18 protein-coding genes are annotated in these 24,751 nt (G+C 50.1%); 11 read left to right on the top strand and 7 right to left on the bottom strand.

What is annotated here, in order from left to right; translation table 11 throughout:
- Positions 1-338: 338 nt before the first annotated feature.
- The 3 genes from gltB (at position 339) to rraA (ending at position 6,921) form a co-directional block, all read left to right on the top strand.
- Positions 339-4,802, top strand: coding sequence for a glutamate synthase large subunit (gltB, locus tag KQY15_RS11120; protein ID WP_217669267.1), 4,464 nt, complete (start codon positions 339-341; stop codon positions 4,800-4,802).
- A gap of 10 nt (positions 4,803-4,812) precedes the next feature.
- Positions 4,813-6,225 (top strand): glutamate synthase small subunit GltD family protein, encoded by a 1,413-nt coding sequence (locus KQY15_RS11115; protein WP_217669266.1) that lies wholly within the window; start codon positions 4,813-4,815, stop codon positions 6,223-6,225.
- Positions 6,226-6,438: 213 nt separating this feature from the next.
- The gene (rraA, locus tag KQY15_RS11110) at positions 6,439-6,921 is read left to right on the top strand and encodes a ribonuclease E activity regulator RraA (protein WP_217669265.1); all 483 of its coding nucleotides are present in this window, start codon (positions 6,439-6,441) and stop codon (positions 6,919-6,921) included.
- A gap of 36 nt (positions 6,922-6,957) precedes the next feature.
- Here the strand turns inward: rraA and KQY15_RS11105 are convergent, their stop codons facing one another.
- Positions 6,958-7,329 (bottom strand): nuclear transport factor 2 family protein, encoded by a 372-nt coding sequence (locus tag KQY15_RS11105; RefSeq protein WP_217669264.1) that lies wholly within the window; start codon positions 7,327-7,329, stop codon positions 6,958-6,960.
- A 337-nt stretch (positions 7,330-7,666) separates the two neighbouring features.
- Between KQY15_RS11105 and KQY15_RS11100 the strand changes: the two genes are divergently transcribed.
- Entirely contained in the window at positions 7,667-8,173 is a 507-nt protein-coding gene (locus KQY15_RS11100) for a hypothetical protein (protein WP_217669263.1), read from the top strand.
- A 198-nt stretch (positions 8,174-8,371) separates the two neighbouring features.
- Here the strand turns inward: KQY15_RS11100 and KQY15_RS11095 are convergent, their stop codons facing one another.
- From KQY15_RS11095 to KQY15_RS11085, 3 genes are all read right to left on the bottom strand, one after another.
- Positions 8,372-8,989 carry a dienelactone hydrolase family protein gene (locus KQY15_RS11095; RefSeq protein ID WP_217669262.1) on the bottom strand — a complete coding sequence of 206 codons (618 nt, stop codon included), beginning with the start codon at positions 8,987-8,989 and terminating at the stop codon, positions 8,372-8,374.
- A gap of 115 nt (positions 8,990-9,104) precedes the next feature.
- Positions 9,105-9,749 carry a DUF4386 family protein gene (locus KQY15_RS11090; protein ID WP_217669261.1) on the bottom strand — a complete coding sequence of 215 codons (645 nt, stop codon included), beginning with the start codon at positions 9,747-9,749 and terminating at the stop codon, positions 9,105-9,107.
- Positions 9,750-9,910: 161 nt separating this feature from the next.
- The gene (locus tag KQY15_RS11085) at positions 9,911-10,873 is read right to left on the bottom strand and encodes a LysR family transcriptional regulator (protein WP_217669260.1); all 963 of its coding nucleotides are present in this window, start codon (positions 10,871-10,873) and stop codon (positions 9,911-9,913) included.
- A 65-nt stretch (positions 10,874-10,938) separates the two neighbouring features.
- Here KQY15_RS11085 and KQY15_RS11080 point away from each other — a divergent pair, with 65 nt between their 5' ends.
- The 7 genes from KQY15_RS11080 to KQY15_RS11050 all read left to right on the top strand — a co-directional run bounded on the left by KQY15_RS11080 (position 10,939) and on the right by KQY15_RS11050 (position 20,594).
- Positions 10,939-12,243, top strand: a complete 1,305-nt coding sequence (locus tag KQY15_RS11080; protein ID WP_217669259.1) for an MFS transporter — start codon at positions 10,939-10,941, stop codon at positions 12,241-12,243.
- 38 nt (positions 12,244-12,281) lie between these two features.
- Positions 12,282-12,857, top strand: coding sequence for a hypothetical protein (locus tag KQY15_RS11075; protein ID WP_217669258.1), 576 nt, complete (start codon positions 12,282-12,284; stop codon positions 12,855-12,857).
- 281 nt (positions 12,858-13,138) lie between these two features.
- The gene (locus KQY15_RS11070) at positions 13,139-15,535 is read left to right on the top strand and encodes a TonB-dependent receptor (protein ID WP_217669257.1); all 2,397 of its coding nucleotides are present in this window, start codon (positions 13,139-13,141) and stop codon (positions 15,533-15,535) included.
- A 64-nt stretch (positions 15,536-15,599) separates the two neighbouring features.
- On the top strand, positions 15,600-16,301 hold the full coding sequence (locus tag KQY15_RS11065; protein WP_217669256.1) for a response regulator transcription factor: 702 nt from the start codon (positions 15,600-15,602) through the stop codon (positions 16,299-16,301).
- Entirely contained in the window at positions 16,301-17,530 is a 1,230-nt protein-coding gene (locus KQY15_RS11060) for a sensor histidine kinase (RefSeq protein ID WP_217669255.1), read from the top strand. Before KQY15_RS11065 ends, KQY15_RS11060 begins: the two co-directional genes overlap by 1 nt.
- Positions 17,531-17,674: 144 nt before the next feature.
- Positions 17,675-19,828, top strand: coding sequence for a prolyl oligopeptidase family serine peptidase (locus KQY15_RS11055; RefSeq protein WP_217669254.1), 2,154 nt, complete (start codon positions 17,675-17,677; stop codon positions 19,826-19,828).
- A 4-nt stretch (positions 19,829-19,832) separates the two neighbouring features.
- A complete protein-coding gene (locus tag KQY15_RS11050) occupies positions 19,833-20,594 on the top strand; it encodes an alpha/beta hydrolase (protein ID WP_217669253.1) in 762 nt (253 codons plus the stop codon).
- A gap of 6 nt (positions 20,595-20,600) precedes the next feature.
- Here the strand turns inward: KQY15_RS11050 and KQY15_RS11045 are convergent, their stop codons facing one another.
- From KQY15_RS11045 to KQY15_RS11035, 3 genes are read right to left on the bottom strand one after another with little or no spacing between them, the layout of a single operon-like run.
- Positions 20,601-21,632: a lipocalin-like domain-containing protein gene (locus KQY15_RS11045; RefSeq protein WP_217669252.1), complete on the bottom strand. Its 1,032-nt coding sequence runs from the start codon at positions 21,630-21,632 to the stop codon at positions 20,601-20,603.
- A 33-nt stretch (positions 21,633-21,665) separates the two neighbouring features.
- Positions 21,666-24,086 (bottom strand): FtsX-like permease family protein, encoded by a 2,421-nt coding sequence (locus KQY15_RS11040; protein WP_217669251.1) that lies wholly within the window; start codon positions 24,084-24,086, stop codon positions 21,666-21,668.
- Positions 24,079-24,735, bottom strand: a complete 657-nt coding sequence (locus tag KQY15_RS11035; RefSeq protein WP_217669250.1) for an ABC transporter ATP-binding protein — start codon at positions 24,733-24,735, stop codon at positions 24,079-24,081. The genes KQY15_RS11040 and KQY15_RS11035 overlap by 8 nt, the downstream gene beginning before the upstream one ends.
- Positions 24,736-24,751 lie beyond the last annotated feature (16 nt).

Below are 24,751 nucleotides of genomic sequence, written 5' to 3'. Positions count from 1 at the left end.
AAGCTGCTACGGCAGCTTTTTTTTATGCCAACCTGCTATAGATGGCGGAAATAACGCCAATTCATGTAATTTATTTTCATTTTGCACAGACTAATTCCAATTTCAAATAGACGGCCAGACGGTTAAACTTCACTTGCTTTTTCAACTTTTTCTTAGTATACCTGTTCAGCTCGCAGTGTTTAGACACATGGACATATTAGAGCAAATACACTACAACGCATTAAGCACTGAAAGAACACTCGTTATTTTCTTTCACATGCATAAAACCATAAAAAAAGAATAATAATTCAAGTTTTATAAATAATTATATATTTGCAAGGCAAGTTTGGAGGTTAGTCATGGCGTTGTATCAGCATAGTCAGGCGCGGGAAAATTGTGGCTTTGGCCTGATAGCACATATTGAAGGTGCGGCCAGTCACCGGATTGTCAGAACTGCCATTAACGGCCTGGATCGGATGCAACATCGCGGTGGTATTTCAGCCGACGGAAAAACCGGCGATGGCTGTGGCTTATTAATGCAAAAGCCCGATAGTTTTTTCAGGGCTATTGCCGAAGAAAATGGCTGGAATCTGGCAAAAAAATACGGCGTTGGCATGATCTTTCTCAGCCAGGACCCGGTAAAAGCCGCTGAAGCAAAAGCAATTATCAATAAAGAAATTGCCCGCGAAACGTTAAGCCTGGTGACCTGGCGCAAGGTTCCCACTGACAGCAGTGTACTAGGTCCGCTGGCGTTGGAATCTATGCCGCAAATTGAGCAGGTATTTGTTAATGCCCCGCACGGCTGGGGCGATCATGATTTAGAGCGCCGCCTGTATATGGTGCGCCGCCGGGTAGAGCAGCAGCTAAGCGCCGATGCCGATTTTTATATCCCGAGTTTCTCATCGCTGGTTACGGTATTTAAGGGCCTGATGATGCCGGCCGATTTGCCGCGCTACTACACTGACCTGGCCGATATCCGGATGGAAACCGCCATTTGCGTCTTCCATCAGCGTTTTTCTACCAATACCATGCCACGCTGGCCATTAGCCCAGCCATTTCGTTATCTGGCGCATAACGGTGAAATTAATACCATTACCGGTAACCGCCAGTGGGCCCGGGCCCGCCAGTATAAGTTTGCCTCGCCGCTATTACCTGATTTACAGGACGCCGCGCCCTTTGTCAGCCAGACCGGCTCTGACTCCAGCTCGCTGGATAATCAGCTTGAGCTGCTGTTAGCCGGTGGCATGGATTTATTCCGCGCCATGCGATTACTGGTGCCACCGGCCTGGCAGGGCAACCGGGTTATGGATGATAACTTAAAAGCCTTTTATGAGTTTAACTCCATGCATATGGAGCCGTGGGACGGCCCGGCCGGCATTGTGATGACCAACGGCCAGCACGTGGCCTGTAATCTTGATCGCAACGGCCTGCGCCCTGCCCGCTTTGTCATTACCCGCGATAAACTGATCACCCTGGCCTCTGAAGTCGGGATTTGGGATTACACCCCGGATGAAGTGGTCGAAAAAGGCCGGGTTGGCCCGGGTGAAATGCTTGCCGTCGATACCACAACCGGCCAGATCTGGCGCTCGGATGAAATTGATAACGATTTAATGGCCCGCCATACCTATCGTAGCTGGCTCAACGACAACGTGCAGCGGCTGGTACCTTATGAAAAATACGAAACCGATTTAATCGGTAAACGGGTATTTGATGATGACACCATGCAGGTGTATCACAAGCTGTTTAACTACAGCTATGAAGAAATTGAACAGGTAATGACGGTACTGGCCAAAGATGGTCAGGAAGCCGTGGGCTCGATGGGTGATGATACTCCAATGGCGGTGTTATCGCGCAAGCCACGCACCCTGTTCGATTACTTTCGCCAGCAGTTTGCTCAGGTTACCAACCCGCCTATTGACCCGCTGCGCGAAGCGCATGTGATGTCGCTGGCAACCAGCATCGGTCGCGAGCACAACGTATTTAAAGAAACCGCCGGTTACGCCCGCCGTATTCAGTTTGAATCGCCGGTGATGATGTATTCAGACTTAAAGCAGCTGCGACAGGCTGATGAAAAATACTACAAAAACCAGGTGTTTTCGTTAAATTTCGACCCGCAGCAACACAATTTAGAGCAGGCCACCAGGGCGTTATGTGATGCTGTAGTTACTGCAGTACGTGATGATAAAGTGGTACTGGTGATCCTGACCGACCGAAGGATTGAGCAGGGCCTTATTCCTATTCCGGCCGCGATGGCAGTCGGTGCCGTGCAGCTGGCACTGGTTAATGCCCAGCTGCGCTGCGACTCCAACATTATTATTGAAACGGCCAGCGCCCGCGACTCGCATCATTTTGCGGTGTTAATTGGTTTGGGCGCGACCGGCATATATCCGTTTTTAGCCTATGAAACGGTCGAGCAACTGGTGGAAAAAGGCACCATTAATTTAAGCGCCCGTCAGGCGGTGCTGAATTACCGGAAAGGCATTAATAAAGGCCTTTATAAAATCATGTCGAAAATGGGCATTTCCACCGTGGCCAGTTACCGCTGCTCTAACCTGTTTGAGGCAGTGGGTATTAATAAAGATGTGATGCAACTTTGCTTTGCCGATGTCGCCTCACGCATTGGCGGTGCCAGCTTTATTGATTTTGAACAGGACGTGCAGCAACTGGCCAATATGGCCTGGTTAAAGCGCAAACCAATGAACCATGGCGGCTTATTAAAATACGTGCACGATGGCGAGTACCATGCCTATAACCCGGATGTGGTAACCAGCCTGCAAAAAGCGGTGCGCTCGGGTAAATACGAAGACTACCGGGTTTACAGCAACCATGTTAATCAGCGGCCGGTGGCCCATTTACGCGATTTGCTGCAACTGGCGAATGACACTGACGGCGTAAAACTTGAAGAAGTGGAAGCCGCCGAAAACTTATACCCGCGCTTTGACAGCGCAGCGATGTCTATCGGTGCCTTAAGCCCGGAGGCGCACGAAGCACTGGCCATTGCGATGAACCGCCTGGGCGGGCGCTCTAACTCTGGTGAAGGCGGTGAAGATCCGCGGCGCTTTGGTACCGAGAAGAACTCCAAAATTAAACAGGTTGCCTCGGGCCGCTTTGGCGTCACGCCGCATTATCTGGTGAATGCCGAAGTAATTCAGATTAAAGTGGCTCAGGGCGCCAAGCCCGGTGAAGGCGGCCAGCTACCCGGCGAGAAAGTGACTGCCGAAATTGCCCGGCTGCGCTACTCGGTGCCCGGCGTAACGCTGATATCGCCACCGCCGCATCATGATATTTACTCGATTGAAGATTTAGCCCAGCTGATTTTCGATTTAAAACAGGTTAACCCACAGGCACTGATTTCAGTAAAACTGGTATCAGAGCCCGGTATCGGCACCATTGCCACCGGCGTGGCTAAAGCCTATGCCGATTTAATTACCGTGTCAGGTTATGACGGCGGCACTGGTGCCAGCCCGCTGACGTCGGTGAAATACGCCGGCAGCCCTTGGGAGCTGGGGCTGGCTGAAGTGCACCAGGCCCTGGTTGAAAACGGCCTGCGCGACAGGGTACGGCTGCAGGTAGACGGCGGCTTAAAAACCGGCCTCGACGTAGTAAAAGCAGCGATTCTAGGTGCCGAAAGCTTCGGATTTGGCACCGGGCCCATGGTGGCGCTGGGCTGCAAATTCCTGCGAATTTGCCATTTAAATAACTGCGCTACCGGCGTTGCTACCCAGGATGAAACGCTGCGCCGCGACCACTTTACCGGCCTGCCGGAAATGGTGATGAACTACTTTAAGTTTTTAGCGCTTGAAGTGCGCGAGCTGATGGCAGAACTTGGCGTAACCGAGCTTACCCAGTTAATTGGCCGCACCGATTTACTGACCGCCAAAGCCAGCGAAACCCAGAAACAAGCAAAACTGGATCTGACCCCTATTTTGCAGGCCAGCGGTGTGACCTCTGATAAACCGCTGCATTGTGTTAAAAATAACACGCCATTTGACCCGGGTGCATTAAACCAGCTGCTACTGCAGCGCTGCGAGCAAATGGTGATTAATAAAACCGGCGGCCAGCTCAGCCTGCCGATCCGCAACACCGACCGCTCAGTCGGCGCTGCGTTATCAGGCTTTATTGCCAGTAAGCACGGCAATCAGGGGATGGCGACTGATCCTATCCGCTTGCGCTTTACCGGCACTGCCGGCCAGAGCTTTGGGGTGTGGAATGCCGGTGGCCTGCACTTAGCGCTGCAAGGCGATGCCAACGATTATGTCGGTAAAGGCATGACCGGCGGCCAGATAGCGATATTCCCGGCCAAAGGCGCCAGCTTTGCTAAAAACGGCTTCGCCATTGCCGGCAATACCTGTTTATACGGCGCGACCGGCGGCCGCTTTTATGCCGCCGGCCAGGCCGGCGAGCGCTTTGCAGTACGTAACTCAGGTGCGCTGGCGGTGGTAGAAGGTACCGGCGATAACTGCTGTGAATATATGACCGGCGGTGTGGTGGTAGTGCTTGGCTGCACCGGGGTTAACTTTGGTGCTGGCATGACCGGTGGCTTCGCCTATTTGCTGGACGAGCAGAACGATCTGGAACTTAGGTTAAACCCGGAGCTGGTCGAGGCGCTGGAGATCAGCACGCCAATATTGCAAGAGCATTTACGCAGCCTGTTGCATCAACACGTGGAAGAAACCGGCAGCGATAAAGCACAGCGCATCCTGTCTGATTTCACCAATTACTTAAGCAAATTTAAGCTGGTTAAACCAAAAACCAGTGATGTAAATACCTTGCTCGGACACCGCGCTCGCTCTTCTGCCGAGCTGCGGGTTCAGGCGATGTAAGGGGACGTTTATGGCACAGAATGTATATCAGTTTATTGACGTCAAACGGATTGATCCGCCAAAACGCTCACATAGCGAACGCACTATCGAGTTCGTGGAAATTTATCAGCCAATGACCAACACTCAGGTGGAAGGTCAGGCCGATCGTTGCCTCGATTGCGGCAACCCTTACTGTGAATGGAAGTGCCCGGTGCACAACTATATACCGCAGTGGTTAAAGCTGGCTAATGAAGGCAAAATTATTGAGGCAGCCGAACTGTCACATAAAACCAACAGCCTCCCCGAAGTATGTGGCCGGGTCTGCCCGCAAGACCGCTTATGCGAAGGCGCCTGTACTCTGGATGAAGGCTTTGGCGCGGTTACCATCGGCAGTATTGAAAAATACATTAACGATAAAGCCTTTGAAATGGGCTGGCGGCCGGATTTATCGGCAGTGATTAAAACCGACCGGCGGGTAGCCGTTATTGGTGCCGGCCCGGCCGGCTTAGCCTGTGCCGATGTGCTGGTGCGTAATGGCGTATCACCGGTGGTATTCGACCGCTATCCGCAAATTGGCGGCCTGCTGACCTTTGGTATTCCGCCATTTAAGCTGGAAAAAGAAGTATTAAGCCGCCGGCGCGATATTTTCGAGAGTATGGGTATTGAGTTTCGGTTAAATACCAATGTCGGCGTTGATGTCAGCTTCGACAGCCTGCTGGATGAATACGACGCGGTGTTTTTAGCCCTTGGTACCTACACGCCGATGAAAGGCGGCCTGGTGAATGAAGATGCCCCTGGCGTGTATGAAGCCCTGCCGTTTTTAATTGGCAATATTAATAACCTGATGGGCTGGCAAACCGAGCATCCGTACGTCAGTTTAAAAGACAAAACCGTGGTGGTATTAGGCGGTGGTGACACCGCTATGGACTGCGTGCGTACCTCGATTCGCCAGGGCGCTACCAAGGTAAGCTGTGCTTACCGGCGCGACGAAGCCAATATGCCGGGTTCACGCAAAGAGGTGCAAAATGCCCGCGAGGAAGGCGTAGAGTTTTTATTTAACCTGCAACCGCTTGGCATAGAAGTGGACAGCGAAGGCAAAGTATGTGGCGTAAAAGTGGTCAGAACTGAGCTGGGCGCACCTGATGCCAAAGGCCGCAGAAGCCCCGAGCCGGTAGCAGGCTCAGAGCAGGTACTGCCAGCCGATGCGGTAATTATCGCCTTTGGTTTTCAGCCAAGCCCGCCACAATGGTTAATTGATATGGGTGTAGAGCTCGACAGCAAAGGCAGAGTGGTAGCCTCTGAGCAAAGCCCTTATGCGCTGCAAACCAACCAGCAGAAGATCTTTGCCGGTGGCGATATGGTGCTGGGCTCTGACTTAGTAGTAACCGCCATTGCCCAGGGCCGCAAAGCCGCGGAAGGGATGTTGGATTATTTGCAGGTGTAAATTCGCAATTATAAAGCTAATCGGGTTGGCTGCATGCAGTTGCCAACCGCTAAGCCGGAGTTAATAAGCGAGATTAGGTTTGCCCTAAGCCAACCGTCTACGCCCTGGACGGGCGTAGAGGAGTCTATAGGGACATATTCACGACGTGTTGGCGTGGGCAAACCGGTTCGAGCAATACTCATAGCTCTACGCAACAACCAAAGGACTAAACCCATGCCCTCATTTACCCTACCCGATCTCTGCGACGCCCACGCTGACTGCATTCGCGTAGCCGAGCCAATCTTTCAAAACTACGGCGCGAAAGCGTGTTTTGGCGGGCAAATTGTTACCGTTAAATGCTTTGAAGATAATTCCAAAGTAAAACAGCTGGTGGCAACACCGGGCCACGGTAAGGTGCTGGTAGTTGATGGTGGTGGCTCAAAACGCCATGCCCTGCTTGGCGATATGCTGGCAGAACAGGCAGCGAAGAACGGCTGGGAAGGGTTTATTATCAACGGCTGTATTCGGGATATTGACGAGATACGCCAAACGCCGCTTGGCGTGCAGGCATTGGGCATACACCCGATGAAAACCGATAAGCGCGATTTAGGTGATATTAACTTAACGGTGACCTTTGCCGGGGTAGACTTTATCCCCGGCCAGTTTGTCTATGCCGATAATAATGGTGTTTTGGTGGCGACTAAGCAGTTGGTGTAAGCATTTGGTATAAGTAGCTTTATTTTTAACGAAATTTCAGAATGGTTCGCAGGCAGTACCTTGATGAAAAATCATCTGCCACTTTTCACCATCAAAGCGCCAGATTGAGCTTCGCACCGAGTAGCTTGGGTCACAGTCTGCTCGCTGTATCGTGGCGCGGTAAGTTAACTGCGCCAGCCCTTCAGCTAAAACCCGGCAGTCAAAATCTTGCTGGTTGATAACAGGCGGCTGTTCAGTTGGCAGGCGCTCAAGCACATCAGCTTTACCAAAACAGCGGCCGGTCGCGGCAATCTCATAAAAATCATCGGCCAGATGGTGGTTTAGCATCTCAGCTGACAATCGAGTGGCAGGCTGAACCAGTAGTTGTTCCAGTTCAATTATTTGCTGCTTAATGGTGTTGGAATCCACTTTTTATACTACTCCAAGTGTGTTCAATCTAGCCTGCCAGGTTTACCGGAGTATATTGCATCCCCACCCAGTATTGCTATGCGGTTCACAACGGCAACGTATTGGGTCGACTAAACCGTTGGTTCAGCCAGGCAGAAATCAGCCAATTGTTTTACTTATTTCCTTCGGCTGCTTTGAGCGAATTTAAGACAGTCGCCATATTTCTATCTAATTCAAAGCGGTCGTTAAGCTAACTTATCCCTGTCCTGTAATGAGTTGCCTATTGAATAGCTTCAGGTAATTGCCTTTGACTAGAAGGTGTAATACTCTCAAAACAATAAATAGGGTCGGAAGCAACATGTTTATTGATTGGTTGTCAAAAAAGGATTTAAAGGATTCTGATAGTTTAATCATCAGGGTCGCCGCAGTTTTTTTGTTTGCAGGCTCAGTCTTCATACTAGATGAAGTCTTAATATGGAACTTAAGCTTATTAGCACTACTAGGTATTTCTATAGTTGCTGGTAGTATTGGATTTTTTGTCGTAAAAACTTCTCCCATTGCGATTAAAGCAATTCCACCGCTTATATTTTTCTCCGTAACAGCATTGCTTTCGAAGGAGCTTTACGAGAGCTACTCATTCCAAAAAGAGAGAGCCGTATTTTTAGCTGAAACAGATAATTGTAAGGTGTTAGGCCTGCAGATTGTAAACAAAGGTTCTCGGACCCCTGTGTGTATGGAGAGAGATAAACTCGCCAACAATACAGCTTGCTCCTATTTTAGGGATAACGAGTGGTTTTGTAAGACATATAGCTACTCGGATGTAATGGCCATGTCTAAAAGGCCTGAACTTTCCCTAAAACGTTAGACTCATTCTGGCCGCAATTGGCACATTGCGGTCATCCCCTTTTAGCGCAACTTCAATTGCGCCAACGTATCCGGTATGGCTAAAATACCTTACCTTTTGTGAAAAAAACAGCCCGGTTCCATCCATTCCTGGTAACAGCACTAACTTCAATTTCATTACCTTTTAAAAGCCATTATTCTAAGGATTCCCGGCCCTGTTTTATTTTTCATTAACCACAGTTGATGGCACTGTTTCAGTTGCCCCTTCACCACATAATATTCGCATTATTAAGCGCACGTTTTGCTGATAACCATGCTCGTTAAAGGCGCTTGACTCCGGATTCATAAAGCCATGTTTAAAGTGCGTGTTTTGTGCGCTTACATTCGGCTTGCCTTGTAACAGCGCACAGATATCAGCCACGGCAAAATGCGGCTCGCTGTGGCCAAAAATAACCTGCACCGGCACAGCCGGTGTTAGTGCCTGATGCTGATGTATTTGGCCAGGGTAAAACAGTATCGCCTGCTTAAGTTTGCTACTGTCAGTGGCAGCTAAGGCACGCCATAGTGCAGTAGCACCGGCGCTAAAGCCGATCGCGATGTCGAAGCGCAGCCCACTGCCTTGCAGCGCCTGCGCAGCAATAGCGGCATAAGTATCATGGCCGCACTGCGCAATATACTCAGCATAAGCACTGGCTTCATCGGTAAACTGCTGGCGCTGGCCCTGATAGGGGTCAACCAGCTGAACAGCGGCACCGGCCTGGCTTAAATCGGCCAGCAAAGGTTCCAGACCGGCACATAAGCCGAAGATATCGCTTAACACTAATACATGCTTTGTCATTTTTTTATCCACGCCAGTATCTGCGCCCTTGCATTGTTATTGCTAACCCTTGCATCTGCAGTAGAGAGAAAAGGGATCGGAGTAAATAATCCAGCTGGTGACTTTGCTCAGCCGCTTAGCTTTTACGACTGGTAAGCAGAACAACACCTAACCAGGAAAACCAGACAATTTGGCTTATACCAAAAATTTCAGTGAATATATCCGCCGGGTAAATAGTGAGAATACCCACCATACCAACGAAAAGCCCAAGGTAGTTAAGCGTTTTAGGAAGTGCTTTACCGTAAAGCGCGGCAATACTTAATAGCAGTACCCATAACCCACCAACAATTTCATTGCCCCCACCCAGACCTTCGACTACAGCGTTAATCGTTCTCCAGAGTGTCATAGCCTGTTCTGGTTGCTGAACTGATAGCTCCAGAGCCACAGCTAAACCAATATTCGAGACCATGCCGCTGGCTATTACCAACCCCACCCAAACAACGCCAAAAATAGTAGCCATTTGGGAAAGAATTGGGGTATTAGCTTTTAATCGCTCATGTAATGCCAGAACTAATACTGCTAAAAGAATGCCAAATAGCACATAGATAGTGAAAGTTACGATGGACAAGACGCCCTGATTTTCAGCCAGAAAGGCAAATTTTTGGATAGTGTCAGCATCGGCAGGAAAATTCCAGAATGCCCCGAAAAAAACGAAAGCTGAAATGTAAATAGCCGCCTGAAGAACTGCTGCGACCCCACCCGCTTTTTGTAAGTTATTCATTGCTCCCCCCTTACTCGAAAAAAGTTAATTTAGCATGAGGTGGCAGCTATTAACGGCTTTAAGTTGTAACAAAAACTAACTCTAAGAAACACACGGGGCAGGTCGCTGATCAAAGGGGGGTTCGGCTTCATTAACAGTATCACGATTTACATAAACAGTAGTCAGTCGCCAATGTCAATCAGCGCTGGCCAGCGCTCGGCCCAGGTGTAGTTGCTGCCCTCGCCGGCGGCTTCTAATGCACTACTGATAAACTCAATAAACACCCGGACTCTGGCCGGTAAATAATCACGCTTGGCATAAATGGCAAACACACCATTGTCCGGCTGCGGCGGCCGGTAATAAGGGTATAACGATACCAAGGCGCCGCTTTGTAAGCCCTGTTTAGCCAGGAAATGCGGCAACTGCGCAACGCCCAAACCATTGGCACACATTGCTGCCATGGCTTCGCCATCATCGGTAATATGGCTGCGCGTAAGCTCAAAGGGCTGATAGCTGCCGTGCTGATCCGGCAGAAAAACCGGCTGTAATTGCTGAGTTTGCTTAATCCAAAAGCCAATCCAGCTGTGCAGCAGAAAATCATCAGCACAACGCGGTGTGCCCCGGGCGGCTAAGTAATCCGGCGAGGCACAAACTAAAAAGTCCATCGGGCTTAAGCGGCGCGCCACTAAACGGCTGTCTTTTACCAGACCGGTGCGCAGGGCAATGTCAATGTCGTTATCAATAATATCGACGTGTAAATCGTTGATCTCCAGCTGCAGCTGAATTGCCGGGTAACGCTGGCAAAATGCCTGCAACAATGGCTGCAAATACAAATGGCCGTAACAGGCGGCCGAGTTAATGCGTAGCGTACCGCCCGGGGAGTCATTTAAGTGCTTAAGCTCGTGCTCGCACGAGCTTAAATCCTGCAGCAATTTGCGCACCGTATCGGCATAGCGCCTGCCGGCTGCGGTAATGCTTAACTGCCGCGTAGAGCGCTGAAACAAGGTAAAACCCAACTCCGCTTCCAGCCGGTTAATCGCCTTACTCACTGTTGAAGGGTCGGTGTTACAGCTTTTTGCCGCTGCGGCAAAGCTGCCGGCATCACAGCTGGCAATAAAAATATCCAATAAGCGCAGTTTATCCATAGCGTGCCGTCCTCAACAGGCTTGCAGAGCCCTTTGGCTGGTGGCTGAACATAACATAAATATTCATGAATAGTATTCACGACTGTATGGAAAAGTCGGCTATTTTTCTCATCTTTACTGCAGCCTACCATGGCACTATCCATCAGCTACCGCCACCGGCAAGAGGCATTATGTTACCGCAGTCTGCATTAGCAAAAGTCGCCGTTATTCACCCTGTCAGCTACTTTCTACTGGCCTTTAGCGCCATGGCCGGGCTGGCTTACATTAACTTTTTACCCGGCGTGGTCAGTGCGCTGGCCGGCGGTATTGGCTTTAGCGAAGCTGAGGCCGGACAAATCGTGGCACTAAACGGTTACGGCGGCCTGCTGGGCAGTATTGTGGCAATTTTTTTAGTGCGCAAACTGCACTGGCAAAGCACCATGCTTACCCTGTTGGCACTGCTGGCGGTAATTGACTTGGCTACGGCTTGGTTTACTGACTACAGTGCGCTGCTGGCCTGGCGTTTCGTTGCCGGGCTTTGCGGCGGCCTGAGCCTGGGTATCGCTTTTGCAGTACTGGCACGGCTGGATAACCCCGACCGCGCCTTTGGTGCGCTGCTATTTGTGCAGTTTAGTATCGGCTCGCTGGTGATTTACCTGCTACCGGCGCTGGAAAGTTTGCTTGGCGCCTATGCGGTGTTTTATCTGATGGCGGCCATTGCCGTGCTGGCGCTGCTGTTTTTGCTATGCCTGCCAACGCCAACGTTAACGCCGGCTTCGGCAAATCAGGCAAAGACAGTTGCCGGCACAGCGCGCGCCGGTTTAACGCAACACGCTGTGTTATTGCTGCTCGCTATTATGCTGTATCAAATTGCGGCCAGCGCCATCTGGGCCTATGCCGGGCTGATTGGCCAGGCTGCCGGCATGGCCACTGCCAGTGTTAATAATACTATTGCGCTAACCGGCTTGTTGGGGCTGGCCGGTGCCATGCTGCCGGTACTGACCGGCCAACGCTTTGGCCGCTTAAACCTGCTGCTGGCGGGTATCGTTTTGTCGCTAAGCGCGGCGTTACTGCTTAATGTTGCCGGGCACAACCTGCTTTATATCGGCGCCCTGGCATTGCTGTTTTTCGCCTGGCCGGCGGTGCTGGCCTATCTGTTAGCGGTAATAGCAGCAACTGACAGCAGCGGCCGGCTGGCGACGATCGCCGCTGTGGTGTCTTCAATCGGCATGGCAACTGGCCCGCTGCTGGCCTCCGCTTTGCTGGATAACGGCAACTTCTCGGCCCTGCTTTACAGCTGTGCGCTGTTGTTTTTGTGCAGTTATGTACTGCTGTTTAAGCCGGTGCTGGCCTTTAAAAAACCAGCAGCGGCTTTAGCGCCCTGCAAATAAAGTGTTTAACCGCCAGGCAATAACCTAAGGTGACTCAGATGCTTCGATATATGTTTAACAGGATGCTGCTGGCAATGCAGCAGCGTTACGCTTACGACGTAGGCTATCAACAGGATATTCTGCACAGCGATTTAGCGGCGTTTTTAAAATTCAGCGGCTTTCAGACTATGGCATCACACCACGGAAATCTGCCGGCCGGGCCACTGTATGCCGCCAGAATACGGGCCATAATTTTTGACGATTGCGGCCCCTGCAGTCAGTTAGTGGTAAAAATGGCGCTGGAAGCCGGACTGTCGCAAGCTTTGGTGCGCGCCATTATTGAGCAAAACCTAGCGGCGCTGCCGGCAGATATGGCTCTGGCTGTGCAGTTTACCGAACGGGTGTTAGCGCACGATCCGCAAGCCGACGCGTTACGCGATAACATACTGGCGCTGTGGGGTAGCAAAGGGTTAATCACGCTTAGTTTTGCTATCAGCGCTTACCGGGTTTATCCGGCACTGAAGTACAGCCTGGGTTATGGTAAAGCCTGTAGCCATATCCAGCTGGACGATGAATCCGTTGTGCCGCAGCGCTCAAAAAAACCTGCTACCGGAGCAAACAATGCGCAAAGCTAAAACAGTTGCACTTCTTTAGGCCTGGGCACAACAACAGGCATTATAGCGGCCCTTGTTGCCGGCAAACCCGATTTGCCGATAGTGGTGAACCATGCGTATGCTGCTTACGCCTACAGGCTATGCGCTGGCTGCCGGCTTTATGTTTAGCGCGACACAAAATAAACCGCTCTTACAGTTCAGCGACTTTTTGGTCACATTCCTTTTGCTAACCTTGCCCAAGTTTCATCAGATAACTGTGGTTTCATCAGATAACTGTGGCGGATAGTAAGAGGATTAAGGATATGAGCAGGCAATTTACAAAGGTATCGTGGCTGTCACTATGGGCACTGCTTGGCATGGCCCTACTTGGCTTGCCAAATTTTGCCAGTGCAGCAGAAGCACCTGGTGCCCTGACTTTGGTTGTAAAGAATCAGAATACCGACCGGCCACTGGCAGCAGTGCAGGTAACACTTACCGAGCGCGAAACCAATTCCAGTCAGGCGCTGGAAACCGATGCACAAGGCCGGCTTGTTGTTGAACAGCTCGACCCGGGGCTTTACTCAGTAAACCTGACAAAGAACGGTTTTGCTTCGGTATACGAGCCCAGTCTCAGGGTAATTACCCGTAAAAACAGTAAAATCGAATTCAAACTTAATGAAGTGCAAATAGAAACATTAGTAGTGCGGGGCCGGCAAGCCGATGCATTTGCAGCTGGCTCCAGCACCTATCTGGACCGCGAGGCATTGCGAAGCGCAGTGGGTGGTGGCGCCGATCCGTTGCTGTCGCTGGACGGTTTACCCGGCCTGGCCTCTGCCAGTGAATTCGCCAGCTTTAGTGTTCGCGGCCGCGGCCCCAGAGATAACCTGATATTCGTTGATGACTTTCCATTTGATAAAGCGGTGCACTTTGATGCCACTTTGGGTGAAGAAGAAGATGTTGGCGGCGGTGGCCGCTTCTCTATCTTTGCCCCGAATGTGATCAGCGGCGCCGAGTTCTCACCCGGCGGCTGGGAAGCAGCGTATGGTGGCCGCGCTGCATCGCTGTTGAAACTGGAAGTTGCCAATGGCAACCCCAGCCCGTCGGCAAGCCTGCGGCTTGACCTTGCCGGCTATGAAGTAGGTTACGACGGCCCTGCCGGTATTACCGAAGATGCAACAATGCTGATATCTGCCCGGCGGCTTGACTTTGGCGCCTTGTTTGAAACTATTGAAGAGCTGGACATTGGTGAGCCCGTATTAAGGGACGTTATCATAAAATCGGTGATCCCCATTAATCAGCAGCACACTTTCGAAATTCTGCTAATGGATACCCACGAAGACTACCGTCGCAACGTAACGCATGTGTTCGAATCGCCCAACTTTGAAGACGCTGCGCTGCAATATTCTGAGCAGGATAGTGATTTGTATGGGGTGACGTTGCGTTCATTAATGGGTGACACAGCGGTTTGGACTAACAAACTTTATTACCGCGCCAGCGACAAGCTGAGCTCAGAAGGTGAAGCCTTTCCTGATCTGGCACCTGAAGGCGCACCCGCCTCTGAGTTTCCGGTGCGGGAAAACATCATTACTATTGGTGAAGCAGAAACTGAAATCGGCTGGCGTAGCGATTTTGAAGCAATGAATAAATGGGGGATGTTCAGTGCCGGTATCCGGCTAACCCAGATTGAACTGGACTACAGCACGGTGCTGGATGGCGATTGGATCCGCTTTGTTTACGACGATGATGATTTCAGACCAGATCCACAGCAGCGCTATATTGTGCTTGAGCCCGGCAACATTAACTCGGCAATACGTCAGAAAGAAACCAACTATGCCGGCTACGTCGAGCAGATTTTTCAGCACGGTGACTGGGATTTTGGCGCAGGCTTAAGGCTTGAGCGGGACGGCTTTGCCGACGAAAGCCTGGCCTCCCCCCGCTTCAGTGTTAACTGGCAACCAGGTAGCACGATTCGCTACTTTGCCACAGCCGGGCTGTTTCATCAGTCGCCCCGGTATCTGGAGCTGGCCGCTGACAGCTCAAACAACCTTAAAAATGAGAAAATCAGCCACGGCAGTGTCGGCTTTAAATATTTCCCACACAGCAACTGGTCAGTATTAACCGAGGCTTATTATCAAAACCTGGATAATCTGGTGGTGGATCTGGACCGCGCCCGCGGCACTTTCGCTAATCTGGGTGACGGTAGCTCGTACGGCGTTGATATAGTGGTAAACGGCACTCTGTTCGAAGGCCTTTACGCCAGTGCCACCTACTCTTATAACGATGCGGTGATTGACCGCAAAGACGGCCGTGGTGACGTCGCTGCAGAATTTAACCGCAAACATGTCGCCACTCTGGGCCTTACCTGGGAAATAACTAACCGCTGGAAAGTTGCCGGGCGTTACAAATATCTGTCTGGCCGGCCGGATGACAGCTTTATTATTCATGAAGACGTGCTTGGGCCAGGCCAGCCATTACGTTATTCAAAAGAGATCACTGAGCGCAATGTCGGTCGTAAAGACAGTTCTGGCATCGTCAATGTCCGGGTAGACTACCGGCGGGCCCTTGGCCCGATAGATATTACGGCCTTTATAGACGTGATTAACGTGACGGCTGCGTCATCGGGTGATGAAACCGAATTTGACTATCGTCGTGGCGTTCTGGTAGAAGACAGTAGCGAAGCTGAGCCATTAATAGGTTTGCGACTTGATTATGCGTGGTAAATCAGGCGTGGTGAATCAAGCCTGCTAGTTCACGGCAGGTATAAAGGTTAAGGAGTGGCGGCAGATGGTAAATGGACCTGGTGCAGCGCCGGTAAAAGTACTGGTGGTTGAAGACAACCGCGACATTTGCGAAAACATTGCCGCCTACCTGGAAAAGCATCGCTATATTCTGGACTTCGCCTATGACGGAATAAGCGCCATGCAGCTGGCGTTAACCAACCGGTTTGATGTTGTTGTGCTTGACCTGATGCTGCCAGGAATGGATGGCCTGAGTTTCTGCCAGCGGCTGCGAGCTGAAGCCAAATTGGAAACGCCGGTGCTGATGCTGACCGCCAGAGATACACTTGACGACAAACTGCAAGGGTTTGCCGCAGGCGCGGATGATTATCTGGTGAAGCCATTTGCGTTACAGGAGCTGCATGTGCGGCTGCAGGCACTTTACAAGCGAAGTCACGGCAGCACCGACAACCTGTTAACTGTTGACGATCTGACACTGAACAAGGCAACGCTGCAAGTGCATCGTGCCGGCAAGCTGCTTGAGCTCAGCCCTGCCTGTTTGACGCTGCTGCAACGCCTGATGGAGCAAGCGCCGGCCGTTGTGGCTCGTGATGTACTTGAAACCTTATTGTGGGCTGACGAGCCACCCGATGGCGACGCCCTGCGCTCTCACCTGTACAAGCTGCGCCAGGTTGTCGACCGGCCGTTTCCCCGACCGCTGATCCATACCGTGCATCGGATTGGCTACCGGATTGCCGGAGAAGAATAATGTACCGCCGCAGTTTACGTCAGCGTGTCGCTTTTGCTTTTGCCGTGTGTGTGGCGGTACTCAGCATTATCTGGGGCTTTGCCTTCCTGGCGGCGGTAAGGCTCAGTGAAGACCGCGTTCTGATGCAGCAGTTGCAGAATGCCGCTGATAGTTATCCTGCTATTCCGGCCAACATTCGCAGTTACAACAGCATTTCCAGCCTGCCACCATCACTGCAGCAATGGGCAGACACCAACCCTGCAGAGGGTTTATACGAATTCAGCGCCGAGGAATTGCATGTAGCGGTACTGCCAGCCCGTGACGAACAGCCAACCGCATTTGTGGTGTTTGACGTTGCCGGAATTGAAGCGGCCTCGTCGGAAGACTGGTGGTTATTGCTGATTATCAGCGGTGTGGTCGGAACCCTTGGCGTGCTGGGTTTCGGGCTTGGCCTTGTTGTGATGCGCCGGGCTGTTGCCCCCGTGGCCCACCTGGCAAAAGTGGTGGCAGAGATTGATCTGGAACATTTGTCGGCCGAAGATTACAAACGGATAGAATCTGGCCGCTTTGGTGATGATGAAGTTGGCTTACTGGCTGCCACTATTGAGAAGACCCTGGAGCGGATCAGCGCATTTATTGCCCGCGAGCGATACTTTACCGACTCCGTCAGCCACGAGTTGCGCACGCCTGTAACTGTGATCACCGGCGCACTGGAGCTACTGGCTCAAAGCGAACTGTCAGCAACCGATGAAAGGGCCGTGGCACGGATAAAGCGGGCAACACTGGAGATTAAAACGACTATTGAAATGTTTTTGTGTCTGGCGCGCGAAGCCGACAACGGGCGGTATGACGAGCAATTTCTGGTGCTGCCACTGGTACACAAGGCGATAGAGCAACAAGGTTACCTGCTAACTGGCAAACGGGTAGAGGTTGAGATTGACCAACATGCAATGCCGGAAGTTTGCGGCCATCCGCAGGCATTTGCTATTGCGGTTAATAATCTGGTGCGTAATGCCTTTGAGCACACGCTGGACGGCTGCGGACCAATCATTATCCGGATTAAAGAATACGAGCTGTTAGTCACCAATCAGCTTAGTAATGCTCCGGATAACAAGCGCACACCGGCAGCGACGCCGACGCAAGGCTATGGCCTGGGCCTGGGTATTGTGCAACGGTTGTGTGAGCGCAATGGCTGGGCATTTTCGCTGCGTACCGATAACGCGCGGGTCGTCGCCCGCCTGTCATGGTGACAATGTCCTGCATACCAACTTAACAGCGGTCCATCAATAATCTGGTTTACATTGGCTGCCACTGTCTTTACATTAAATCTCTTTACATTTAATTCCTCTATATTAAATCCGTTGCAATAAAAAGAATAAAACGCCGAGGCTACAATGAAACTGAAAATGATCATAACGGTTGCAAGCTTATCTTTACTAAGCGCGTGTAACCCTGCAGATACCGCAAAGCAAGCCAATCAAGAAGTGCAAACACCGATGACAACAAGCATTAGCGAAGCACCGCTATGGTTAGAAGAAGTTGAAGGCGAACAGGCCCTTGCCAAGGTAACAAACTGGAATAAACGCACACTGGACAAACTTACCAGTGATCCGCGTTTCAGCCAGTATCAGCAAGCAGCCTTAGATATTGTCAATGCCACCGATAAAATCCCGTACGGCAGCTACCGCAACGATATGGTGTACAACTTCTGGCAGGATGAAAACCATGTCAGGGGCGTGTTACGCCAAACTACTCTGGCCGAATACCGCAAAGCGCAACCGCAATGGCAAACGCTGCTGGACATTGATGCCCTCGCTGCCGCTGAAGGTAAAAACTGGGTGTTTAAAGGAACGACCTGCGCAGAGAGTAATAACAACCTGTGTATGGTGTCGTTATCTGATGGTGGCAAGGATGCGGTAGAAATGCGCGAGTGGAACCGCGCCAGCAAAAGCTTTGTTGAAAACGGCTTTTATCTACCAGAAGCAAAAACAGCGCTGAGCTGGAACGGCTCAGACAGCCTGCATGTTGGCACCAACTGGGGAGATGGCATGCTAACCGATAGCGGCTACCCCTATGTTATTAAGCAACTGCAACGCGGCCAGTCGCTGGACGAAGCGGTGACAGTATTCAGCGGCACTAAAACCGATGTCGGGGTATTTCCTTATGCGCTGAAACACCAGGATCAACAGTTAAATATGGTGGTGCGGGCCATTACATTTTACGAGTCTGAGTACTATTGGCTACCGGAAAAAGGCGATCCGGTGCAGTTACCGATCCCCAACACCTCCAGTATCAACGGTATTTTCAAAGGCCAACTTATTTTAAGCCTGAAACAAGACTGGACACCGGATGGCAGTTCCACCACCTTTAAAAGTGGCGATTTAGTGTCTTTTGATATGCAAAACTGGCTGCAGAGTAACAAAATTGGCGCAGTACAATTGGTGTATCAGCCGGATGAACGTGCCACGCTGGATGGGGTATCGATTACCGCCAGCAAACTGGTGCTTAATGTGCTGGAAAACGTGGTTAACAATATCTATGTTTATGACTTCGATGACGGTAACTGGCAGCACAACAAGCTGGCATTGCCGGATAACAGCACGATGTCTATCTCTTCAGCCAATGATGACAGCGACATTATTTTTGTTAATCAGGAAAATTTTGTTTCGCAAGATACCCTGTATCAGGTCAATGTCAGCAACGCTGATATTGTGGCAATTAAATCTACACCAGCCCGGTTTGATGCCGCTGATTTGGTGGTGCAACAATATTTTGCCAGTTCCACTGATGGTGAAAAAATACCGTACTTTGTCGTGCACAAACAAGGCATCACCCTCGACGGCAGTAACCCTACTCTGCAATATGCCTATGGCGGCTTTGAAGTATCAATGAAGCCCAGCTATTCCGGCATTCTTGGTAAAAACTGGCTGGAACAAGGCGGTGTGTATGTACTGGCCAATATTCGCGGAGGCGGTGAGTTCGGCCCGGCCTGGCATCAGGCGGGGTTAAAAACCAAACGTCAGATTATTTTCGACGATATGATTGCGGTAGCAGAGGATATCATTGCTAAAAAAATCACTTCGCCCAAACATCTGGGGGTAATGGGGGGCTCAAATGGCGGCTTGTTAATGGGCGTAATGTATACCCAACGGCCTGATTTATGGAATGCCGTGGTGTGTCAGGTGCCGCTGCTTGATATGTTGCGTTATCACACCTTACTGGCAGGCGCTTCATGGGTAGGTGAGTATGGCAGCCCGGATATTCCGGAAGAGCGGGCTTTTCTTGAGAAGATATCACCGTTACACAACATTGACCCCAAAGGCGAATATCCTGCAATATTTTTTGTAACGTCCACCAAAGATGACCGGGTGCATCCGGCTCATGCCAGAAAAATGGCTTATATGTTAGAGCAGTATGGCCACAATTTTGAATATTATGAAAACATTGACGGCGGCCACTCTGCAGCAGCGAATTTGCAGGAAACCGCCAAAAGAACTGCACTTGAGTACACCTTCTTAAGTCAGCAGTTAATGAGTTCGCAAAAGTAACCGGATGCGCACGTTATTGACTGTTGCAGCTTACCTGCTGGCAGGCTATTGCCTGCTATGCTTGTTGTTGTATTTGCTGCAGCGCCAGTTAATTTACTTTCCGGTAACGGCTCAGCTGCCGCCAACTGAGCCGCTGCTATTACAACAAGCCAATGCCAGCGTGCTGGTAAGCCGGCAGACACGAGACAGCCAGCAGGCGCTGCTGTATTTTGGCGGCAATGCTGAAGATGTCAGTGTGTCTTTGCCGGAATTTGCGGCGGCCTTTCCCAACCATGCGATTTATTTAATGCACTATCGAGGTTATGGGGGCAGTACTGGCAAACCTTCAGAGCAGGCATTGGTTGCCGATGCGCTGGCGCTTTATGACAAGATTCAGAGCAAACATAGTGAGATTACGGTAGTGGGTCGCAGCCTGGGTTCCGGGGTTGCAGTGCAACTGGCGGCACAACGTAAGGTAGCACAACTGGTACTCATTACCCCGTTTGATAGCTTAAGAGCTCTTGCCGCTAAGCAGTTTCCGCTATTTCCGGTTAAGTGGTTATTAAAAGATAGCTATAAATCGGTTGAGTATGCGCCAGCGATTAACAGCCCCACCCTGCTGTTAGTAGCAGAGCAAGACGAAATAATAGGCGGCGCCCACAGCGAAGCACTGTATCAGGCCTTTGCGCCAGGTGTGGCGACGCTTATTCGTTATAGCGGCAACCACAACAGCTATTTGCCAGCCACTCAGCTTGCCGATTGGCTTAGTGTTGCAGCGACTCAATAACCAGTACTAATAGCCTGCCAATTCGGCATAGCCTGTACCGTTAAATCCGTTTGTTGCTTTTACCCGACCTTCCCAATATTGGGTCGACAGCCTATTTAAAGAATCTTTGGTGATGGTTTCAATCAGAATAGGTGTTGCGTCAGCCAGTTCAATTCTCCAGTGACTTGGATATTCTGTGCCATCGATCGTGATATGGTCTAAAACGATTACACGTATCTCGTGCCGGGGAATTTGAGTTGCCTCGCCGTTTTCGGCAATCCGGGTACCACTGCAGTAGTCATATTGTTGCATTGCATCACGGATACAAAATAACATTAAGCCTTGTCTGGGATCTTGCTCACTAACCAGGCTAAACCAATCCCAGCCGAGTTGACTTTTATCCAGTAAACTTGCCGACCATTCTCTGTCATACCACGCATTACCCGATACGTTGAATTGTTTGCCATTAAACGTCAACGTACCGCGTGTTTCTAAAAACGGGTAGCTGAAATAATAAGACGCATGGCCGCTAGCTGTTTTTTGGCTGTAACCATTTTCACCATGTAAGATGAGTGGGCTGTTACTCAGCGATACATCAATAGCGTAGCCGCCCTGCTCAGCTTGCAGTTGCAGCGGTAAAAAGCTTTGTTGTGTGCTTTTTAACGACCAATCATCTAACTGCGCAGAGAAAGGGTTTGCTGAAATCGCGGCTTGTCCTGCGCGGGCAAAGCGTTCAAAGGCAATATGGGTTTGCTGGTGTTGCAGCGCAAAATGGGCAAAATATAGCTGGTTGTCCCACCAGGTGGATTTAAAAGGTAATGGCAGCTTTGTTCTGAATAAAGTCCACTGCACACCAAATGCTTCACCAGTGTCTGCAGTGAGGTTTGCGGTGATGTACCACCATTCAATGCCTTGTTCAAAGTGAGGGCCATGATCTTGCGGAAAAACCAGCCCTGTTTTCTTGTCGACCGGCTCACCGCTTACTGTCTGTAATGCCTGCGAGTTTTTTGATGTTGCGGCAGGTTCACAGCCCAACAGCAATAACGTTAGAAATAACATGAAGAGAAGCAGAAAAGCGTACTTAATCATCGGTTAATGCCTTTTTGGATGCAAACTGGCGGTAAGTTGCTTAACAGGCAGATAGGCGCATACCACAGCAGCGAGCAGCAATAACATACAGGTACTTAGCAGCGCTGGCAGGTCTGCATACATATGGATAGTCCAGCCAAATGCGATAGGCATCACAAACTTTAATAAGGCAAACCCAAGGGCGAACCCTAATGGCAATGCGAACAGGCAGGTAAAACCCACTAACAGTGTTGTTTGCACCAACTTTAGTTTTTGCAACTGAGTGTCATCGACCCCTAAATTGTTTAAAGCGGCCAATTGCTTTGCATGCTGGGCACTCAAGCTCAGCAGGCTGATACAGAGGCTGACTAAAGCAATAGCGAGAATAAACCCATTCAATACTTTTGTGACCTTAAACGTGTCGTTAAACAGCCTGTTGGCTATTTCTTTAAAGCGTTTGTTCTCAGTGATAAAGCTGCTATCAATGTGATAATCGTTAATAAGCCGCTCGGTCAGTTGCGCTACTGTAATGTGCTCATTTAACGTGACAGACAAACCATACACTTGCCAGTGCAATGGGCTCGCTTGCAACCTTTGCTCTTCGATAATAAGGCTTAAAGCAGTGTTTCCATAATCGTAGGCAAAGGCCGAGATCCGACATGCAAAGATATGCTGGTTTTGCTTAAATGCCAGCATGTCACCTAGCTGGTGCTTATATTTTATGCTGGCTTGCTCGTTCGCAATACAGCCATTGTTGGCAAAGTGTCCGGCATTAACCGCGTCACCAGAAGTCAGATTAATGTGAGCAAATGACTGCTGCCCATTACCAAAACTAGCAAGCGTGGCAGGTACTTGATTTACATAACCATCGCCCGACATGTAGATGCCAACCTGTTTTATGTCAGGATCTGCCGCAAGACGCGCCCGAAGTTCGGGCTGATACTGTTCGATCTGAATATACACGTCTGCGCTTAATTGTTGTTCCAGATGGGCATTAAGTGTGTTACTAAAGCTTTCAACCATGATCTGCATGCCAATGGCACTGCCAAGCGCCACCAAAATGGCCACTATGGCAATACGCAATTCTTGCAACTGCAATTTACTGTCAGCATATAACCACTGCCACAACGGATCCCCGAACGGGTTGCTGCAGCTAAGTAAGCTTTGCAGGCATTTTGGTGTGATCAACACAAACAGCAAGATAATAAAGAAGCAAAGCAACAGTGCCTCAAATTCAGATTGCGCATTGAAATACAAGTAACCAATGGCCGCAATGACCGCTGCTAAACCTGAATAAAAGACTGAGCGGCTGTTATTTTGCAGATTGTTTTTTTGGGTCAGTAGATTTTGGGTTATTAGCATAAGTGCCATGGTGGCGAGATTAACCACAAAACCCAGCGCCAGAGTTTGCCATTGCCAGCTGATAGTAAGCGCTTGTTCCAGTTGATAAAGCCCCACCAGTGTGCGGTTGATATCAAGCACCAGGGCATTAGCAATAACAAATCCCAAAATGCTGCCCAGTAGTGCTGTGAAAAAGCTCATTAAGGTAAACTCAATGCCAATGGCGGTGCGAATAGCCTTTGGCGAACACCCTAAAATAGCAAACTGAGTAAGTAGCTTTTTCCGACCGGCAATAGCAAGCTTGATAGCATTAAAACTTAAAAAAGCCGCTACAATGTAGCCAAGCAATGCCAGTGCGGCGAGGTTAAAAAAGAAAGCCTCCGACAAGGCATCAAAGTCTTGCTCCTGAGCGGCGACTAATCTTGCATTGTCAGCCAAAATGGCTTCGATTTTGGGGATTTGCCCGGGCGTCAGGCCTATGAATTCGATAAAGCTGATTTTCCCATTAGCTTTAAGCAGCATATCAGCATAAGCAATATCGGTAATCGACCACATGCCAATGTCATCCACCAGGCTGAAATGAGGTGTATGCGGGCTATTGGCAAGCTGCAGCGTGTTACCACTAAACGCTAATCTGCTGCCATTGAGCGCTAATCTGGCGCCCGTTTTGCTGTCTATCATGATGGAGTCAAAAGCAAAAACTGTATCGCTATTACTGCCTGATTGCGTAGCGCTTGCCGGTAGCTGTTGTGTCAGCCAAATCAGGCTATCTATGCCTTGCAGATAAAGGGTTTTACCTGAAGCCAGGGTCAGCTTGCCGCGTAAAACCGGTTGGGCGTTGGTAATGCCCTGCTGGCGCAGTGTTATCCACAGTTTACCGTCGATATATTGCTGGCCCATTGGCGGTTTTGCAATATGACTGACTGTCGTATCGATCAGTGCAGAGGACTTTTGGTGACGATTTTTGGCTTCCTGGTTAAGCCCGGCAATTGCGGTAAGTAGCGCGCTTCCTAAGCTCAAGCCAACGATAAACAATAATAACAACCAGGGATGACGTCTGAAATAGGCAACATGCGTCATTAAAATAAGCTTAATTTCAGCCATTGAACTGCCCGTTAGCCAGAACTTTTACGCTATCAAAATAGCGGGTCAACTGGTGTGAGTGCGTCACCATAACCAGGTTAATTTGTCGCTCTTTACACAAAGTTGTCAGCATTTCGACAACCTGGTGAGAGCGGACCTGATCGAGGTTGCCTGTTGGTTCATCAGCTAAAATCAGTTTGGGTTGATTAAGCAGCGCTCGGGCAATACCGACGCGTTGTTGCTCGCCTCCTGACAGTTGGCTGGGAAATTTATTCAGCTTGTTACTTAACCCCAGTTGTTCAACCAGTGCGTCCAGCTCTGCAGGAGTTTGCCGGGGGAAATTGAGTTTATATTGAAATAAAATATTCTGTTTAACATTAAGACATTCAAGTAGTTGATAGTGCTGAAAAATAAGACCTATTTTACGGCGATAATGTGCAAGCTGTTGCTCGTTGTACGCAGAAATGAGCTCGTCATTGACCTCAATTTGACCACTATCAGGGCTGAGCAGGCCAGCTAACAAATGCAGTAACGTCGTCTTACCCGAGCCACTGTCACCAAGCAGGGCAACTTGCTCTTGTGCTGCCATGTTAAAACTAAAGCCATCAAACAGAGTGTGAACTTGATCGCCATCTTGGCGACGAAAGCATAAATCGGTCACGCTTATCACTGTAAGTCCTTATTGT

Source organism: Arsukibacterium indicum (genome assembly GCF_019100565.1).
Classification (GTDB): domain Bacteria; phylum Pseudomonadota; class Gammaproteobacteria; order Enterobacterales; family Alteromonadaceae; genus Alishewanella; species Alishewanella indicum.
Note: the sequence above shows the minus strand (reverse complement) of the source record. Positions and strands in the feature narration are given on the sequence as shown.

Excerpts from the sequence above, each read along its gene's own strand:
- KQY15_RS11040 (WP_217669251.1), bottom strand. The coding sequence starts at position 24,086 with ATGGCTGAAATTAAGCTTATTTTAATGACGCATGTTGCCTATTTCAGA.
- rraA (WP_217669265.1), top strand. The coding sequence starts at position 6,439 with ATGCCCTCATTTACCCTACCCGATCTCTGCGACGCCCACGCTGACTGC.
- KQY15_RS11065 (WP_217669256.1), top strand. The coding sequence starts at position 15,600 with ATGGTAAATGGACCTGGTGCAGCGCCGGTAAAAGTACTGGTGGTTGAA.
- KQY15_RS11075 (WP_217669258.1), top strand. The coding sequence starts at position 12,282 with ATGCTTCGATATATGTTTAACAGGATGCTGCTGGCAATGCAGCAGCGT.
- KQY15_RS11050 (WP_217669253.1), top strand. The coding sequence starts at position 19,833 with ATGCGCACGTTATTGACTGTTGCAGCTTACCTGCTGGCAGGCTATTGC.
- KQY15_RS11080 (WP_217669259.1), top strand. The coding sequence starts at position 10,939 with ATGAATAGTATTCACGACTGTATGGAAAAGTCGGCTATTTTTCTCATC.
- KQY15_RS11115 (WP_217669266.1), top strand. The coding sequence starts at position 4,813 with ATGGCACAGAATGTATATCAGTTTATTGACGTCAAACGGATTGATCCG.
- KQY15_RS11045 (WP_217669252.1), bottom strand. The coding sequence starts at position 21,632 with ATGTTATTTCTAACGTTATTGCTGTTGGGCTGTGAACCTGCCGCAACA.
- KQY15_RS11060 (WP_217669255.1), top strand. The coding sequence starts at position 16,301 with ATGTACCGCCGCAGTTTACGTCAGCGTGTCGCTTTTGCTTTTGCCGTG.
- KQY15_RS11055 (WP_217669254.1), top strand. The coding sequence starts at position 17,675 with ATGAAACTGAAAATGATCATAACGGTTGCAAGCTTATCTTTACTAAGC.
- KQY15_RS11100 (WP_217669263.1), top strand. The coding sequence starts at position 7,667 with ATGTTTATTGATTGGTTGTCAAAAAAGGATTTAAAGGATTCTGATAGT.
- KQY15_RS11070 (WP_217669257.1), top strand. The coding sequence starts at position 13,139 with ATGAGCAGGCAATTTACAAAGGTATCGTGGCTGTCACTATGGGCACTG.
- KQY15_RS11090 (WP_217669261.1), bottom strand. The coding sequence starts at position 9,749 with ATGAATAACTTACAAAAAGCGGGTGGGGTCGCAGCAGTTCTTCAGGCG.
- gltB (WP_217669267.1), top strand. The coding sequence starts at position 339 with ATGGCGTTGTATCAGCATAGTCAGGCGCGGGAAAATTGTGGCTTTGGC.
- KQY15_RS11085 (WP_217669260.1), bottom strand. The coding sequence starts at position 10,873 with ATGGATAAACTGCGCTTATTGGATATTTTTATTGCCAGCTGTGATGCC.
- KQY15_RS11095 (WP_217669262.1), bottom strand. The coding sequence starts at position 8,989 with ATGACAAAGCATGTATTAGTGTTAAGCGATATCTTCGGCTTATGTGCC.